The sequence below is a fragment of the Microbacterium sp. Ru50 genome (assembly GCF_002920555.1).
Lineage (GTDB): Bacteria > Actinomycetota > Actinomycetes > Actinomycetales > Microbacteriaceae > Microbacterium > Microbacterium arborescens.
In genome coordinates, this window is the sequence record NZ_PQSV01000001.1 from 682,536 (window position 1) to 696,747 (window position 14,212).

A 14,212-nucleotide genomic window follows, 5' to 3' on the forward strand; every position below is an offset into this window, starting at 1 on the left:
CCCTTCGGTGACCGACGACAGCTCGAAGGCGGAGACACTCGCGTGGCTCCGCCGGATCTCGGGTGATCTGGCCACGGCCACGATTAATCGGCTCGAGGAGACGCTGCCCTGGTACGCCGAGATGCCGCCTGCGCGCCGGTCCTCTGTGGGACTGGTCGCGCAGGCGGGCATCACCTCGTTCATCCAGTGGTACGAGGACCCCACCTCGACCCCGCGCATCGCGGCCGACATCTTCGCCGCCGCTCCGCGCGAGCTGTTGCGCAGCGTCAGCCTGACGCAGACGCTGCAGCTCGTGCGGGTGACCGTCGAGGTCACCGAGGAGCGCGTGGCCCATCGCGGCGACGATGTGCGCGAAGCGATCCTGAAGTACTCGCGCGACGTCGCCTTCGCCGCTGCGGACGTGTACGCGCGCGCGGCCGAGGCGCGCGGGCTCTGGGACGCCCGTCTCGAGGCCCTCGTCGTCGACTCGATCCTCACGGGCGAGACCGACGAGGAACTGCCGAGCCGGATCGCCGCGCTCGGCTGGCACGGTCACGGCGCCGTCGCGGTCCTCGTCGGCACGGCTCCCCCGCAGTTCGACGTCGATCAGCTGCGTCGCGCCGCCCGGAAGATGGGCGTCGACGTCCTCGTCGGGGTTCAGGGCCTGCGCCTGGTGCTCGTGATCGGGCGCGCCGACCTGCCGGGCCGGGTCGAGCCGGTGCCCGAGCTGACCTTCCTCGAGATCGCGGCGCGGCTCGAACCCGGGTTCGGCCCCGGCCACCTGGTGCTCGGCCCCACCGTGCCCGCCCTGGTCGACGCGAGCCAGAGCGCCCGCGCGGCGCTCGCAGGGTTCGCGGTCGCCGGCGCCTGGCGTCACGCACCGCGCCCCGTCGAGGCCGACGACCTGCTCCCCGAACGCGCGCTGGCCGGCGATCCGGTCGCCAAGGCGACCCTGGTCGAGCGGATCTACCGTCCGCTCCTCGCCCACTCGGCAGACCTGGTCGCCACGCTGTGGAGCTATCTCGACAACGGACGCTCCCTCGAGGCGACCGCCCGTGAGCTCTTCGTGCACCCCAACACCGTGCGCTACCGCCTCAAGCGAGTCTCCGACGTCATCGGATGGGATGCCACGGGGCCGCGCGAGGCGCTCATTCTGCAGACCGCGCTCATTCTCGGCTCGATCGGCAACGACCTCACGAGGCGCCGCGCGCCGCAGTCGCGCCGGAGCTGACGACGATGCGGTGCCGCTGACCGCTACTCACGACCCGTCGACTGTACGGTCGACACAAAGGTTCGCCGCATTGTTGTGACATCGTCGCCAGCGGTCGGCCGACTGAACTTGGAAGGATGTAACAGTGATCATCGCCGTGTTCCCCGGGCAGGGGTCGCAGTCCCCCGGCTTCCTCGCCCCGTGGCTCGAGCTGGACGGCGCGCGCGAGCGCCTCGAGCGCTTCTCCGAGCTCGCCGAGGTCGACCTCGTCGCAGCCGGCACCGAGTGGGATGCCGACCGCATCCGCGACACCGCCGTGGCGCAGCCGCTCATCGTCGCCGCGAGCCTGCTGTCGTACGACGCACTCGTGCGCGACGGCGCTCGCCCCGCGGGCGTCGCCGGTCACTCGGTCGGCGAGATCGCGGCACTCGCCGCTGGCGGCGTGCTCGGCGACGACGACGCGATGCGTCTGGTCGGACTCCGCGGCCGCGCCATGGCGGATGCCGCGACTCGGGCGCAGACCGGCATGAGCGCCGTCCTCGGCGGCGACCAGGATGCCGTGGTGGCGCGGCTCGACGAGCTCGATCTGACTCCCGCCAACTACAACGGCGGCGGTCAGATCGTCGCCGCCGGCGCGCTGGACGCCCTCGCAGCCCTGGCCGCTGAGCCCGTGTCCGCGACCCGGGTCATCCCCCTGCAGGTCGCCGGCGCGTTCCACACGCGGTACATGGCGCCGGCCGTCGACACGCTCGCCGCAGCGGCATCCGCCACCTCGGTGAACGACCCCGACCTCACGCTGTGGTCGAACCGCGACGGCGCCGTCGTGACCGCAGGCCGCGACGCGCTCGACCGCCTGGTCGCCCAGGTCGCGTCCCCTGTGCGCTGGGACCTGTGTATGGCGTCGTTCGCCGAGCACGGCGTGAGCGGCATCATCGAGTTCGCTCCCGCCGGCACCCTCGTGGGTCTCGCGAAGCGCGCTCTGCGCGGTGTGCCCTCGGTCGCCGTGAAGACCCCCGACGACCTCGTCGCCGCATCCGCTCTCATCTCCGGAGGTGCCGCATGACCGCCGCCATTCGCCAGGCCACCGGCCCCGCTCACACGCGTATCTACGCCTACGGGGCGGCTCGCGGCCAGAACGCGGTGCCGAACGACGATCTCGTCGGTCCGATCGATTCGAGCGACGAGTGGATCCGCCAGCGCACCGGCATCGTCACGCGCGTCCGCGCCGATAAGGACACCACCGTGATCGACCTCGCCGCGGATGCCGTCGCCGAGGCGATCCAGCGCAGCGGAGTGCCCGCCGACCAGGTCGACGCCGTCATCGTCTCGACGATCTCGAACCCGAAGCAGACGCCGTCGGTCTCGGCGATCGTCGCCGACCGCGTCGGGGCGAACCCCGCGGCGGCCTACGACGTCAACGCCGCGTGCGCCGGCTTCTCCTACGGGGTGACCCAGGCCGACGCGCTCGTGCGCGCGGGCGCAGCACGCTACGTCGCCGTCGTCGGCGCCGAGAAGCTCAGCGACATCGTAGATCCCACCGACCGCACGATCTCGTTCCTCCTCGGCGACGGCGCCGGTGCCGCCATCATCGGCCCGAGCGACACCCCGGGCATCGGCCCGACGGTGTGGGGCTCGGACGGCTCGAAAGCCGACGCTGTGGGGATGAACCACACGCTCGTGGAGTTCCGCGACGGGACCGCGCCGTGGCCCACCCTCCGCCAGGAGGGCCCGACGGTCTTCCGTTGGGCGGTCTGGGAGATGGTCAAGGTCGCACGGCGCGCGATCGAGGAGGCCGGCATCCAGGCGGGCGACCTCGCCGCGTTCATCCCGCACCAGGCCAACATGCGCATCATCGACGAGTTCGCCAAGCAGCTCGGCCTGCCCGAGACCGTCGCGATCGGCCGCGACATCGAGACCACCGGCAACACGTCGGCGGCGTCGATCCCTCTCGCGACCCACCGCCTGCTCGGGGAGAACCCCGAGCTCAGCGGCGGTCTGGCCCTCCAGATCGGCTTCGGAGCGGGACTCGTCTTCGGCGCGCAGGTGGTCGTCCTTCCCTGATCGGGAGGGCCCCCGCACCTAGACTGAACAGCGGCCCGCGTCCGGGTCGGTCCAGAGATAACAAGGAGAAACCCCATGGCATTCAGCAACGACGAGGTCCTCGCAGGACTCGCCGAGCTCATCACCGACGAGACCGGCATCTCGGCCGACGAGGTCGCCCTCGAGAAGTCGTTCACCGACGACCTCGACATCGACTCGATCTCGATGATGACGATCGTCGTCAACGCCGAGGAGAAGTTCGGCGTCACCATCCCCGACGAAGAGGTCAAGAACCTCAAGACCGTCGGCGACGCCGTCACCTACATCACGTCCAACCAGGCGTAACCCCCACCGGCGGGGGCGCACGCCCCCGCCGGGGTTCCACCGAGGAGATCCATGAGCACCCCGCGTATCGTCGTCACCGGAATCGGAGCGTCGTCGCCCCTGGGCGGCACCGCACCCGAGAGCTGGGATGGCCTGCTGGCCGGCCGTTCCGGCTCGCGCACACTCGAGCACGAGTGGGTCGAGAAGTACCAGATCCCGGTCCACTTCGCCGCCGAGGCGATCGTGCGCCCCGATACGGTGCTGGAGCGCCCCGTTTCCAAGCGCCTCGATCCCGCATCGCAGTTCGCGATGGTCGCCGCGATGGAGGCATGGGCGGATGCCGGTAGCCCCGACGTCGACCCCGAGCGTCTCGGTGTCGACTTCGCGACCGGCATCGGCGGCGTGTGGACCCTGCTCGACGCGTGGGACACGCTCCGCGAGAAGGGACCGCGGCGCGTCCTGCCGATGACGGTTCCGATGCTGATGCCGAACGCGGCCGCCGGCAACCTTTCGCTGCACTTCCGTGCCCGCGCCTTCGCGCGGACCGTGGCCAGCGCCTGCGCCTCGAGCACCGAGTCGATCGTCAACGCGATCGAGCACCTGCAGGACGGTCTGGCCGACATCGTCATCGCGGGCGGCACCGAGTCGGCGATCCACCCCATCACGATGGCGTCGTTCGCGTCGATGCAGGCCCTGTCGCGTCGCAACGACGACCCGGCGACGGCCTCGCGACCGACGAGCGTCGACCGTGACGGCTTCGTCATGGGTGAGGGCGCCGGTGTGCTGATCCTCGAGACCGAGGAGCACGCCAAGGCTCGCGGCGCGAAGATCTACGCGTACGCCGTGGGCGGCGGCGTCACGGCCGACTCGTACCACATCACGGCCAACGACCCCGAGGGTGCCGGCGCATCGCGCGCGGTTCGCGCCGCTCTCGAGCAGGCCGATGCCTCCCCCGACGACGTCGCGCACATCAACGCGCATGCGACCTCGACCCCGGTCGGCGATCCCAACGAGTACCAGGCCCTGCGCAGCGTGTTCGGCGACCGCATCGACGAGATCCCGGTCTCGGCGACGAAGGCGTCCACCGGCCACCTGCTCGGCGGCACCGGAGCGCTCGAGGCGATCTTCACGATCCTCGCCCTGCGCGAGCGCATCGCGCCGCCGACGATCAACATCACCGAACAGGACCCCGCCGTGCCGTTCCGAGTCTCGAGCGAGACCCAGAGCCTCGGCGACGGTGATCTGCTGGCGATCAGCAACTCGTTCGGCTTCGGCGGTCACAACGCCGTCGTCGCGTTCCGATCGGCCTGACCGGCCGTAGACGACGAAACAGACCCCCGCGGACGGCGTTCCGCGGGGGTCTGTTCTTCTTTCGGGTCAGCCGTCCCGTACGTGCTCCCGTTCCCCGGGATCATTCCACCGGGGCTCGGTACGAACGCACGGGCCGGCTGGGTCTGTTTGCGACTCGGGATCAGCCCACCTTGTGCAGCCACACCACGGCGGCATCGTCGCCGGCGTGGCGGAAGGGCTCGAGCTCCTCGTCCCAGGCTGCGCCCAACGCGACGTCGAGCTCGCGCTGCAGCTCGCGCACATCGCCCGCCGCGATCTCCATCGCGTAGCGGATGCGGTCCTCGCCGATCACGACGTTTCCCGATGCATCGGTCTGGGCGTAGTGGATGCCGAGACTCGGGGTATGCATCCACCGACCCCCGTCGCTGCGCGGCGTCGGGTCCTCCGACACCTCGAATCGCAGGTGCTCCCAGCCGCGTATGGCCGTCGCGAGGGCCGCGCCGGTTCCGGCGGGTCCCTCCCAATAGAACTCCGCGCGACGGCTGCCGTCGAGCACCGGCTGGTCTTCCCAGTCGAAGCTGACCGCGCGTCCGAGCGCACGTCCTGCCGCCCACTCGAGGTGCGGGCACAACGCGCGTGGCGCGGAGTGGATGAAGATCACTCCACGCGCCTGTGGTGTCGCCATGACTTCTCCGTTTCATCAGGTACGTCTTCCCCTACGACCTGAGTCCGGATGCCGGCGAGTGTTCGGTTATGGCGTCGATTATGGCGCACGAACCTGAACAATCACAACCGTGTCACGATTTCGCGGATCATCCGATGTCAAGCGCCTTCCTCGTGTCGTGTCCGGCCGTCAGGGTGGATGTCACACACCGAGGAAAGGATGCCGCATGTCCGACAGCACTCCCCACCACCGCGACGCCGATGACGCTCACGCCGACAGCGCCGCGCCGACGGATGCCGCCAGCGATGAGGTGAAGGCCGACGCCGCTCGCGCGGGCTCCGACCTCGGCGACACCGATCTCACGGCGGGCGACGACAACACCGACTTCCCGCAGGATCCCGCGATCACGCACCCCTGACGTCACACGCCTCTGTGCATGCGAATGGCCGCCCGCGGGCGGCCATTCGTGCGTAGGGCGGGTGGGACTTGAACCCACGATCGTCGGGTTATGAGCCCGCTGCCTTGACCAGCTTGGCCACCGCCCCTCGTCGTATCGAGCCTAGCGCGCGCCGCCTCGGCCGACGCGATCGCTCAGTCGTCGAGGCGCTTGCCCTTGCTCCCGCGCGGGATCGGCAGCTGCTGACTGTCGAGCACGACCTGGGGATGGTTGCGCGCCAGCGAGGTCACGCCGTAGACCGCGATAGCTCCGGCCACGACGAATCCGACGAAAGCGGGCCAAGGCGCGGTCGCGGCCTCACGCAGGATGGCGATGCCGATGATGACGGCGACGATCGGGTCGATGACCGTGAGCCCGGCGATGACGAGATCGGGAGGCCCGACGGAGTAAGCGGTTTGGACGAAGTACGCACCGACCGCGGTCGCGGTGATCAGGCCGACGAGGCACAGGAGCGTCAACCACTCGAAGTCGCCGTTCTGGATGCGCGAGATCACGACCTTCGCGAGCGTCGCGACGAAGCCGTAGATGATTCCCGAGGCCGCGATGTAGAAAAGCGGCTTCGCGCCCTTGCGCACCAGCATCCACACGGCCCCCGAGATCAGGAGCACCCCCGCGAGCAGAGCCAGGATGGTGATGAGCTGGGCCTGATCGATCGGCTCCTCGGTCGCGACGAGCGCGGCCACCGTGACGAAGGCGAGGATGCCTCCGACGCACAGGATGATGGAGCGGACCGAGCGCTTGGTCGGCTTGACGCCGGTGATGCGCGCATTCAGGAGGGTCGTGATGACGAGAGATATCGCACCGAGCGGCTGAACGAGGATGAGCGGCGCGAAAGTCAGCGCTGCGAGCTGACACACGATGGCGAGCCCGAGCATGATCGTTCCCGCCACCCACGACGGACGCTTGAGCAGACTCAGCAGCTGCGAGCCGTTGAGACCCGAGCTACCAGACGAGTTCGTGAGACGCTCGACCTTCTGCACACCCCGGTGCTGGTACAGCGCTCCGAAGGACATGAACACGGCGCCGAGCAGCGCAAGCGGGATTCCGATGAGGATTCTGGGTTCGCGGAAGACTCCGATCAGCTGATCGGTGACGTCATCGAGGGACGCGACAAACGGAATCACCATTCGACCATAACCGCGAAGCGCGCTCGATTAGGCTCGCAACGTGCCCGTTCTTCCGATTCGCATCATGGGCGACCCCGTGCTGCACGCCCCCGCCGAACCCGTCGCCGAGATCACGGACGAGATCCGCCAGCTCGTCGCCGACATGTACGACACCATGGACGCCGCCCCCGGAGTGGGGCTGGCGGCTCCCCAGGTCGGCGTCGGCCTGCGCATCTACGTCTACACGTATCAGGACGATGACGGCCAGCCGTGGCGTGGTGAGATCATCAACCCCGAGCTCTGGATGCGTCCGCTGGAGCCCGGTGCGCCCGACCCCGACGACGAGTCGGAAGGGTGCCTCTCCTTCCCCGGCGAACGCTTCCCGCTGCGCCGTTCCGACGAGGTGCTCGTCACGGGCACCGACCTCTCCGGCTCCCCCGTCGAGATCCGCGTCGACGGCTGGCGAGCGCGCATCATGCAGCACGAGTTCGACCATCTCGACGGCATCCTCTACATCGATCGCCTCGACGACTCCGACTGGAAGACGACGCAGAAGATCGCGAAGAAGCGCGGCTGGGGCCGTCCGGGCAACGCCTGGACGCCGGGCATGGACGACCTGGACGCCTGATCTCGTGAGGCAGGCCGCCGACCCCCGGGGGTACGACATCGACGCTCTGCGCCGGCGGCTCGTCCCCGAGCGCGACGGCGAACGCTCGACGAGCATCCCCGAGCTCGCCGACGCCGACCCCGACCTGTGCGCGATAGCCCTGGCTCTGCCGGACGGCTCGGTCCGCTCGTCGGTCGACGGGGACGTCCCGTTCAGCATCCAGTCGGCCGTCAAGCCGTTCCTGTTCGCGCTCGCGCTGGCTGACACCGACGGCGCAGCCCTGGACCGGGTCGGCATCGAGCCGACGGGCGAGGCGTTCGACGCGATCAAGCTCGAAAGCGGCACGGGACGCCCGCCCAATCCGATGGTGAACGCCGGCGCCATCCTGACCTGCGCGCTCGTCGATGGAGATGATCCCGACGAGCGCACAGCTCGCATCATCGGCGGACTCTCAGCGTTCGCCGGTCGCCCACTCGAGGTGGACGACGGCGTCGCGCACAGCGAGCATCTGCTCGGAGACCGCAATCACGCCCTCGCGCACCTGATGCGGGATGAGGGCACACTGACGATCACGGCGGACGAGGCTGTCGCCGTCTACGCGCGCGCGTGCGCCGTCCTCGTCGATGCCGAGAGCCTCGCCGTGATGGGCGCGACGCTCGCCCTGGGCGGCGTCAATCCCGCGACCGGCCAACGCGTGGTCTCCTCCCGCATCGCACGCGACGTCGTCGCTGTGATGGCCACGTGCGGTGTCTACGACGGATCGGGACGGTGGATGCGTGGAGTCGGGGTCCCCGCGAAATCGAGTGTCTCCGGCGCCATCGTCCTGTCAGCACCGGGCACCCTGGGCGCCGCGATCGTGAGCCCGCCTCTCGATGAGCGCGGGACGAGCGTGCGCGGTCGCATCGGCGCCGAGGCCCTGAGCGCAGACCTCGGGCTGCACGTCTTCGGCTGATCCATCGCCCGCGCGCACGTCTTCGGATGGCACACCGCGCCGCGTGATTTCCGAGGACCGGGCACCGACTGCCGGGTGAGCCGACGCGCGGGCACATGAGTAAAGGCCCGGGGTGGAAGCCCGGGCCTTCGGTGAGAGCCGCGGTAGATAACGCGGGTCTCTCGCTCCCCGGCTTGGACTCGAACCAAGAACCTATCGGTTAACAGCCGATTGCTCTGCCAATTGAGCTACCGAGGATCAGTCGCCCGCTCGCGCTGGGCAACCCGTCTATATTAGCAAAGCTCCGGGGGTGCTCACGACATGAACCGACCCCCGGGCGGGTCGCGCTGCTCAGGAAGCCCGAGACCGGCCGTCCGGCGTCCACACGACGTCCGACGCCGTGGGCCCGTAGCCCACCGGACGTCCCCCGTGGAGAACGAGAGCCGCGGCATCCAGCTCGTCCGCGGTCTCGACGTCGTTCGTCGCGATGACGATCGCCATCCCCGTGTCGTCACGGCGCGACAGCAACGCCTCGCGAGCCGCGATCCGCACCTCGATGTCGAGGTTGGCGTACGGGTCATCGCCGATGAAGACCTTCGGGTCGAGCACGAGGGCGCGAGCCAGTGCGACGCGCTGGCGCATCCCGGCGCTCAGCTCGTACGGGTACTGCGACGCCGCCCCGAGCGGCAGGTGCAGCTCGTCGAGGAGAGAGGCGACTCGAAGGGAGAGCGCGCGCTGGCTCACGCGACGGTCGCGCGAGGTGATCGGCTCGGCGATCACCTCGGCCACCGTCAGCCGAGCCGGGAGCGACGCGCCCGCGGCCTGGGGCATGTGCCCGGCGTAGTAGGTCAGCATGCGCCGGGAACGGCCACCCTTGCGCACCGAGAGGCCCGCGACCTCAGCGGCCCCACCGACGACGCCGACATCCGACGGCGCGGTGCCGGCGAGGATCGACAGGAGCGTCGATTTACCCGACCCGGTCGCGCCCATCACAGCGAGGGCCTCCCCGGCCCGCACCGTGACGCTGACGCCCTCGACGACCCGATCGGAATCACCCGTCCGCGCGATCGAGAGATCGTCGCAGCGCACCGCGATTTCCGCGTCGGGTCGTCGGGACATGCGCATCATCCTGCCGTTTTCATCGTTCGACCGCTACTCACCGCAGACGGCGGCTATTCCGATTCCATGAGCTGTCGCAGCCGCAGGTCGAGGTCGCGGATGGCGACGCCGATCGAACGGAACTCGGGTGAGCCCGGTTCGAGACGCTGCTGCGCGCTCCTGAGCTCGGCCTTCTCGCGCTCGAGTGCCCGCTGACGCAGCTTGCGCAGCGACTCCATCGCCGTCGTCTGCGCGATGCGCTCCGTGCCCGCGGGGAAGTCCGCCGTGAGCAGCTCGATGGCGAGTGTGCGGTACGGCTCGCGAGTGGCGTCCACTGCAGCCGAGGTCCAGCCGGGCCGTGTGAGGTCGGGCTGCATCGACACGGCCTGCCGGACAGCCTCGAGAGCCGGATGCGGCATGGGCAGGCCGAGCGCGATGTCGACGGCCTGCTTGTCGAGCAGGTGCCCGTACTGCAGCACGCCCATGAGAGCGCGCTTCTCGAGCTCGAGCGCAGGCGGCAGGGAGGCGAGGGTGACCCGGACCGACGCGGGCGGAGCTTCGGCGCCCCGGCCGGGCGGGTCTGCGGGGGCGGCGCGTCCCGCGGGCGCCTCCCCGCGGGCACGCTCCCCCGGGCCCGAGGGGCCGGCAGCACGACGCGCGGCGCGCTCGACTTCCGGCTGCACTTCGGAGAGGTCGAGCCCGAGTTTTCCGGCCAGCACGCGCGTGTATCCCGGGCGCAGGGCGGTGTCGCGGATGTCGGCGACGATGGGCGCCGCCGCGCGCAGGGCACCGATGCGTCCCTCGACGGTGGACAGATCGAACGTCGACAGACGCTGATCCATGACGAACTCGAACATCGGCGCTTTGGCTTCGACGAGAGCACGAACGGCCGCATCGCCGCGGTTCAGCCGAAGGTCGCAGGGGTCCAGCCCCTCGGGGGCGACCGCGACATACGTCTGCGCCGCGAAGCGCTTCTCGTCGCCGAAAGCCCGCAGCGCGGCCTTCTGACCGGCGGCATCCGGGTCGAATGTGAAGACCACCTCACCCGAGCTGCCCTCGCTGTCGCCCATGACGCGACGCAGCACCGTGATGTGGTCGGTGCCGAACGCGGTGCCGCACGATGCGATGGCTCCGGTCACCCCGGCGAGGTGGCAGGCCATGACGTCGGTGTAGCCCTCGACGACGACGACGCGGTGCTCCCTCGAGATCGACTTCTTGGCCAGGTCGAGGCCGTAGAGGACCTGCGCCTTCTTGTAGATGGGCGTCTCGGGCGTGTTGAGGTACTTCGGTCCCTGGTCGTCGTCGTACAGACGGCGAGCGCCGAAACCGATCGTCTGACCGGCGACGTCGCGGATGGGCCAGACCACCCGACCCCGGAACCGGTCGTAGACGCCGCGCTGACCCTTCGAGACCAGTCCCCCGGTGACCAGCTCCTCGTCGGTGAACCCCTGCGACCGCAGGGCGTCGCGGAGCGCCGACCAGCCCTGGGGCGCGTATCCGACCCCGAAGTGCGCAGCGGCACCGGCGTCGAAGCCTCGTTCGCCGAGGAACTGCCGGGCCGCCTGCGCGTCGGGGGCCGCCAGCTGCGACCGGTAGAACTCGGCAGCCGCGGTGTGGGCGGCGTACAGCCGGGAACGACCGCTCGTCTCGGGGGCGGCCGCGCCGTCCTCGTAGTGCAGCTGGTACCCGATGCGCGCAGCCAGACGCTCGACAGCCTCGGTGAACGACAAGTGGTCCATCGCACGCAGGAACGAGTAGACATCGCCCGACTCGCCGCAGCCGAAGCAGTGGTAGTACCCGACCTGGGGCCGCACGTGGAAGCTCGGGCTGCGCTCGTCGTGGAACGGGCACAGGCCCTTCAGCGAGCCGACGCCGGCGGACTTCAGGGCGACACGTTCGCCGACGATGTCGCCGATGTTCGTGCGCGCCTTGACCTCTTCGATGTCGGTCTGCCGGATCCGTGCCATCAGAGCCCTTCGATGGGCTCGGGCAGCGCGAAGTGGCTGGGCGCCGTCGCGCGCGGATCGGACGACCACAGACCCAGCTCGCGAAGGTCGACCGGACCCACCAGGCGGCCGTGCCACTCGATCGCGAAGCGGTCGGTGAGCGTCGCCACCTGGTCGACGATGACACGTCGGCGGGCCGCGTCCGTTAGCGCGGCGGCGAAGTCCTCGGCGTGCAGTGCGTCGAGGTGCTCGGGACGCTCCCAGAGGGCGTCGGCGAGCCGGCGCAGCACGCGACGCTGCTCCTTGTAGAGGCCCTTGCGCCCCTCGATAGAGACGACGAACGCACCGATGACGCCCTTGAGCACGGCCATCTCGACCTCGATGACGCGCGGGACGATGACACGACCGCGGAAGCGCGTCAGGACGGGGATGTCGTAGTGCTCACGCGTGGCAGCGGTGGCCGCACGCGCGAAGCGACCGATGAGATCGGATGTCAGGTTCTTGAGCCGGGCCATCGCCGCCCGCGAACCGTCGTACGAGTCCAGCCACTCGGGAAGCAGCGTCAGGCGATACAGCGCGTCGCCGAGCTCGTCCTTCGTGAAGCCGTAGCCGACCCAGCTCTGGATCGCGGTGAGCAGTGCCTCGCGCTCTCGGGGGTCGGCGAGTCGCGCCGGGTCGAGGTAGCCGTTCAGCACCGCGTCCTCGAAATCGTGCACCGAGTACGCGATGTCGTCGGAGAGGTCCATCACCTCGGCCTCGATGCAGCGCAGGCGACCGGGGGCGCCCTCGCGCATCCACTGGAACACCGCCTCGTCCTCGGGGTATACGCCGAACTTCTGCCGTCCGCCCGGGTCCGGGATGGCGTGCTCGACGGTCCACGGGTACTTGCAGGTCGCGTCGAGACTCGCCCGCGTGAGGTTGAGGCCCGCGCTCTGCCCGAACGCGTCGACCACCTTCGGCTCGAGACGCGAGAGGATGCGCAGCGACTGCGCGTTGCCCTCGAAGCCGCCGATGTCCTCGGCCCAGTCGTTGAGGGCCCGCTCACCGTTGTGGCCGAAGGGCGGGTGGCCGAGGTCGTGGCAGAGGCAGGCGGTGTCGACGACGTCGGGCGAGAGCTCCAGCGCGATCGCGAGCTCGCGTCCGACCTGCGCGACCTCGAGCGAGTGCGTCAATCGATTGCGGGCGAAGTCGGCGGGGCTCGCCGGGCTCAGCACCTGTGTCTTCGCGGCGAGCCGGCGCAGGGCACCCGAATGCAGCACGCGAGCGCGATCGCGCGCGAAGCTGTCGCGGCGGGAGCGGTGCTCCTCCCGGTGGAAGCGGGCGGCATCGTGGTCGTCGTAGCCGGAGGGACGTCCCGCCGAGACGCCGACGCCGCTCGTGACCTCAGCCCCCACTGTTCTCGATCTCCGCTGCGGCGATGGCCGACGACTCCGCCGCGTCGACGTCGCGCGAATCGAGCCAGCGGTCCGGTAGCGCCGGACGCTTCGGTGTTCCCGCTCGCCCGCGCTGGCCTTCCGCAGCCGAGCCGGGGTAGGGCGCCGACCAGTCGAGCGTCTCGAGGATGTCGTCGATCTCGGCGAGACTCGACGCGGTCGCCAGGCGCGCACGCGTGTCGCCGCCCACCGGGTAGCCCTTGAAGTACCACGCGACGTGCTTGCGGATGTCGCGGCATCCGCGGCCCTCGTCCTCGAAGAACTCCACCAGCAGCTCGGCGTGGCGTCGGAACGCCGTCGCGACGAACCCGAGGGTGGCATCGACCTCGGGGCCGGCCGAGCCGGGCTCGCCCAGAGCGCGCGCGAGGTCGCCGAAGAGCCAGGGACGCCCGAGGCACCCGCGTCCGACGACGACGCCGTCGCAGCCGGTCTCCGCCATCATCCGGACGGCGTCCTCGGCGGACCAGATGTCGCCGTTGCCGAGGACGGGAACGCTGGTGACCGCCTCTTTCAGCGCGGCGATGGCCGACCAATCGGCGTGGCCGGAGTAGAACTCCGCAGCCGTGCGGGCGTGGAGCGCGACGGCGGACACACCGGCATCCTCGGCGATGCGGCCGGCGTCGAGGTAGGTCAGGTGGTCGGAGTCGATGCCCTTTCGCATCTTGACCGTCAGCGGGACGTCACCGGCCGCGCGGGCGGCGCGCGTGACGATGTCGCGGAAGAGATCGAGCTTCCAGGGCAGTGCCGCTCCCCCGCCCTTGCGGGTCACCTTGGGGACGGGGCACCCGAAGTTCAGGTCGATGTGATCGGCACGGTCCTCTTCGACCAGAAGCCGCACGGCGGCCTCGGTCGTCGCGGGGTCCACGCCGTAGAGCTGGATGGAGCGCGGCTTCTCGGACTCGTGATGCGTGATCAGCCGCATCGTGGTGGCGTTGCGCTCGACGAGTGCGCGGGTCGTGATCATCTCGCTGACGTAGAGACCCGCGCCGTATTCGCGGCAGAGCCGACGGAAGGCGGTGTTCGTGATCCCGGCCATCGGGGCCAGGACGACGGGCGCATCCAGGGCGATCGGGCCGATCCGCAGGCGCGGGGAGGCGGACAGGACGGTACTCACCAGATCATTCTCC

14 protein-coding genes and 2 tRNA genes are annotated in these 14,212 nt (G+C 70.0%); 8 read left to right on the plus strand and 8 right to left on the minus strand.

Features of this window, described 5'->3' with window-relative positions; translation table 11 throughout:
* Positions 1-7: 7 nt before the first annotated feature.
* The 5 genes from C3481_RS03230 to C3481_RS03250 all read left to right on the plus strand — a co-directional run bounded on the left by C3481_RS03230 (position 8) and on the right by C3481_RS03250 (position 4,864).
* Positions 8-1,210, plus strand: coding sequence for a CdaR family transcriptional regulator (locus C3481_RS03230; RefSeq protein ID WP_023951374.1), 1,203 nt, complete (start codon positions 8-10; stop codon positions 1,208-1,210).
* A 124-nt stretch (positions 1,211-1,334) separates the two neighbouring features.
* Positions 1,335-2,252 carry an ACP S-malonyltransferase gene (locus tag C3481_RS03235; RefSeq protein WP_103840768.1) on the plus strand — a complete coding sequence of 306 codons (918 nt, stop codon included), beginning with the start codon at positions 1,335-1,337 and terminating at the stop codon, positions 2,250-2,252.
* On the plus strand, positions 2,249-3,250 hold the full coding sequence (locus C3481_RS03240; RefSeq protein ID WP_103840770.1) for a beta-ketoacyl-ACP synthase III: 1,002 nt from the start codon (positions 2,249-2,251) through the stop codon (positions 3,248-3,250). Before C3481_RS03235 ends, C3481_RS03240 begins: the two co-directional genes overlap by 4 nt.
* Before the next feature lie 75 nt (positions 3,251-3,325).
* On the plus strand, positions 3,326-3,574 hold the full coding sequence (locus C3481_RS03245; protein ID WP_023951379.1) for an acyl carrier protein: 249 nt from the start codon (positions 3,326-3,328) through the stop codon (positions 3,572-3,574).
* Positions 3,575-3,625: 51 nt separating this feature from the next.
* Positions 3,626-4,864 carry a beta-ketoacyl synthase gene (locus C3481_RS03250; RefSeq protein WP_103840772.1) on the plus strand — a complete coding sequence of 413 codons (1,239 nt, stop codon included), beginning with the start codon at positions 3,626-3,628 and terminating at the stop codon, positions 4,862-4,864.
* A 160-nt stretch (positions 4,865-5,024) separates the two neighbouring features.
* Here the strand turns inward: C3481_RS03250 and C3481_RS03255 are convergent, their stop codons facing one another.
* The gene (locus C3481_RS03255; protein WP_023951383.1) at positions 5,025-5,528 is read right to left on the minus strand and encodes a DUF3145 domain-containing protein; all 504 of its coding nucleotides are present in this window, start codon (positions 5,526-5,528) and stop codon (positions 5,025-5,027) included.
* A 205-nt stretch (positions 5,529-5,733) separates the two neighbouring features.
* Here C3481_RS03255 and C3481_RS03260 point away from each other — a divergent pair, with 205 nt between their 5' ends.
* Positions 5,734-5,925 carry a hypothetical protein gene (locus C3481_RS03260; protein ID WP_023951385.1) on the plus strand — a complete coding sequence of 64 codons (192 nt, stop codon included), beginning with the start codon at positions 5,734-5,736 and terminating at the stop codon, positions 5,923-5,925.
* A gap of 53 nt (positions 5,926-5,978) precedes the next feature.
* Here C3481_RS03260 and C3481_RS03265 read toward each other — a convergent pair.
* Positions 5,979-6,052, minus strand: a tRNA-Ile gene (locus tag C3481_RS03265).
* A gap of 46 nt (positions 6,053-6,098) precedes the next feature.
* The gene (locus tag C3481_RS03270; RefSeq protein WP_023951387.1) at positions 6,099-7,091 is read right to left on the minus strand and encodes a DMT family transporter; all 993 of its coding nucleotides are present in this window, start codon (positions 7,089-7,091) and stop codon (positions 6,099-6,101) included.
* 40 nt (positions 7,092-7,131) lie between these two features.
* Here C3481_RS03270 and def point away from each other — a divergent pair, with 40 nt between their 5' ends.
* The gene (gene def / locus C3481_RS03275) at positions 7,132-7,698 is read left to right on the plus strand and encodes a peptide deformylase (protein ID WP_103840773.1); all 567 of its coding nucleotides are present in this window, start codon (positions 7,132-7,134) and stop codon (positions 7,696-7,698) included.
* A gap of 4 nt (positions 7,699-7,702) precedes the next feature.
* Positions 7,703-8,629 (plus strand): glutaminase A, encoded by a 927-nt coding sequence (glsA, locus tag C3481_RS03280; RefSeq protein WP_023951391.1) that lies wholly within the window; start codon positions 7,703-7,705, stop codon positions 8,627-8,629.
* Positions 8,630-8,793: 164 nt separating this feature from the next.
* Here the strand turns inward: glsA and C3481_RS03285 are convergent.
* From C3481_RS03285 to dusB, 5 genes are all read right to left on the minus strand, one after another.
* A tRNA-Asn gene (locus C3481_RS03285) sits at positions 8,794-8,866 on the minus strand.
* Positions 8,867-8,959: 93 nt separating this feature from the next.
* On the minus strand, positions 8,960-9,727 hold the full coding sequence (locus C3481_RS03290) for an ATP-binding cassette domain-containing protein (RefSeq protein ID WP_023951393.1): 768 nt from the start codon (positions 9,725-9,727) through the stop codon (positions 8,960-8,962).
* Positions 9,728-9,780: 53 nt separating this feature from the next.
* Positions 9,781-11,673, minus strand: a complete 1,893-nt coding sequence (dnaG, locus tag C3481_RS03295; protein WP_103840775.1) for a DNA primase — start codon at positions 11,671-11,673, stop codon at positions 9,781-9,783.
* On the minus strand, positions 11,673-13,046 hold the full coding sequence (locus C3481_RS03300; protein WP_103840777.1) for a deoxyguanosinetriphosphate triphosphohydrolase: 1,374 nt from the start codon (positions 13,044-13,046) through the stop codon (positions 11,673-11,675). Before C3481_RS03300 ends, dnaG begins: the two co-directional genes overlap by 1 nt.
* Positions 13,036-14,199, minus strand: a complete 1,164-nt coding sequence (gene dusB, locus C3481_RS03305) for a tRNA dihydrouridine synthase DusB (protein WP_071918271.1) — start codon at positions 14,197-14,199, stop codon at positions 13,036-13,038. Before dusB ends, C3481_RS03300 begins: the two co-directional genes overlap by 11 nt.
* Positions 14,200-14,212: the final 13 nt, after the last annotated feature.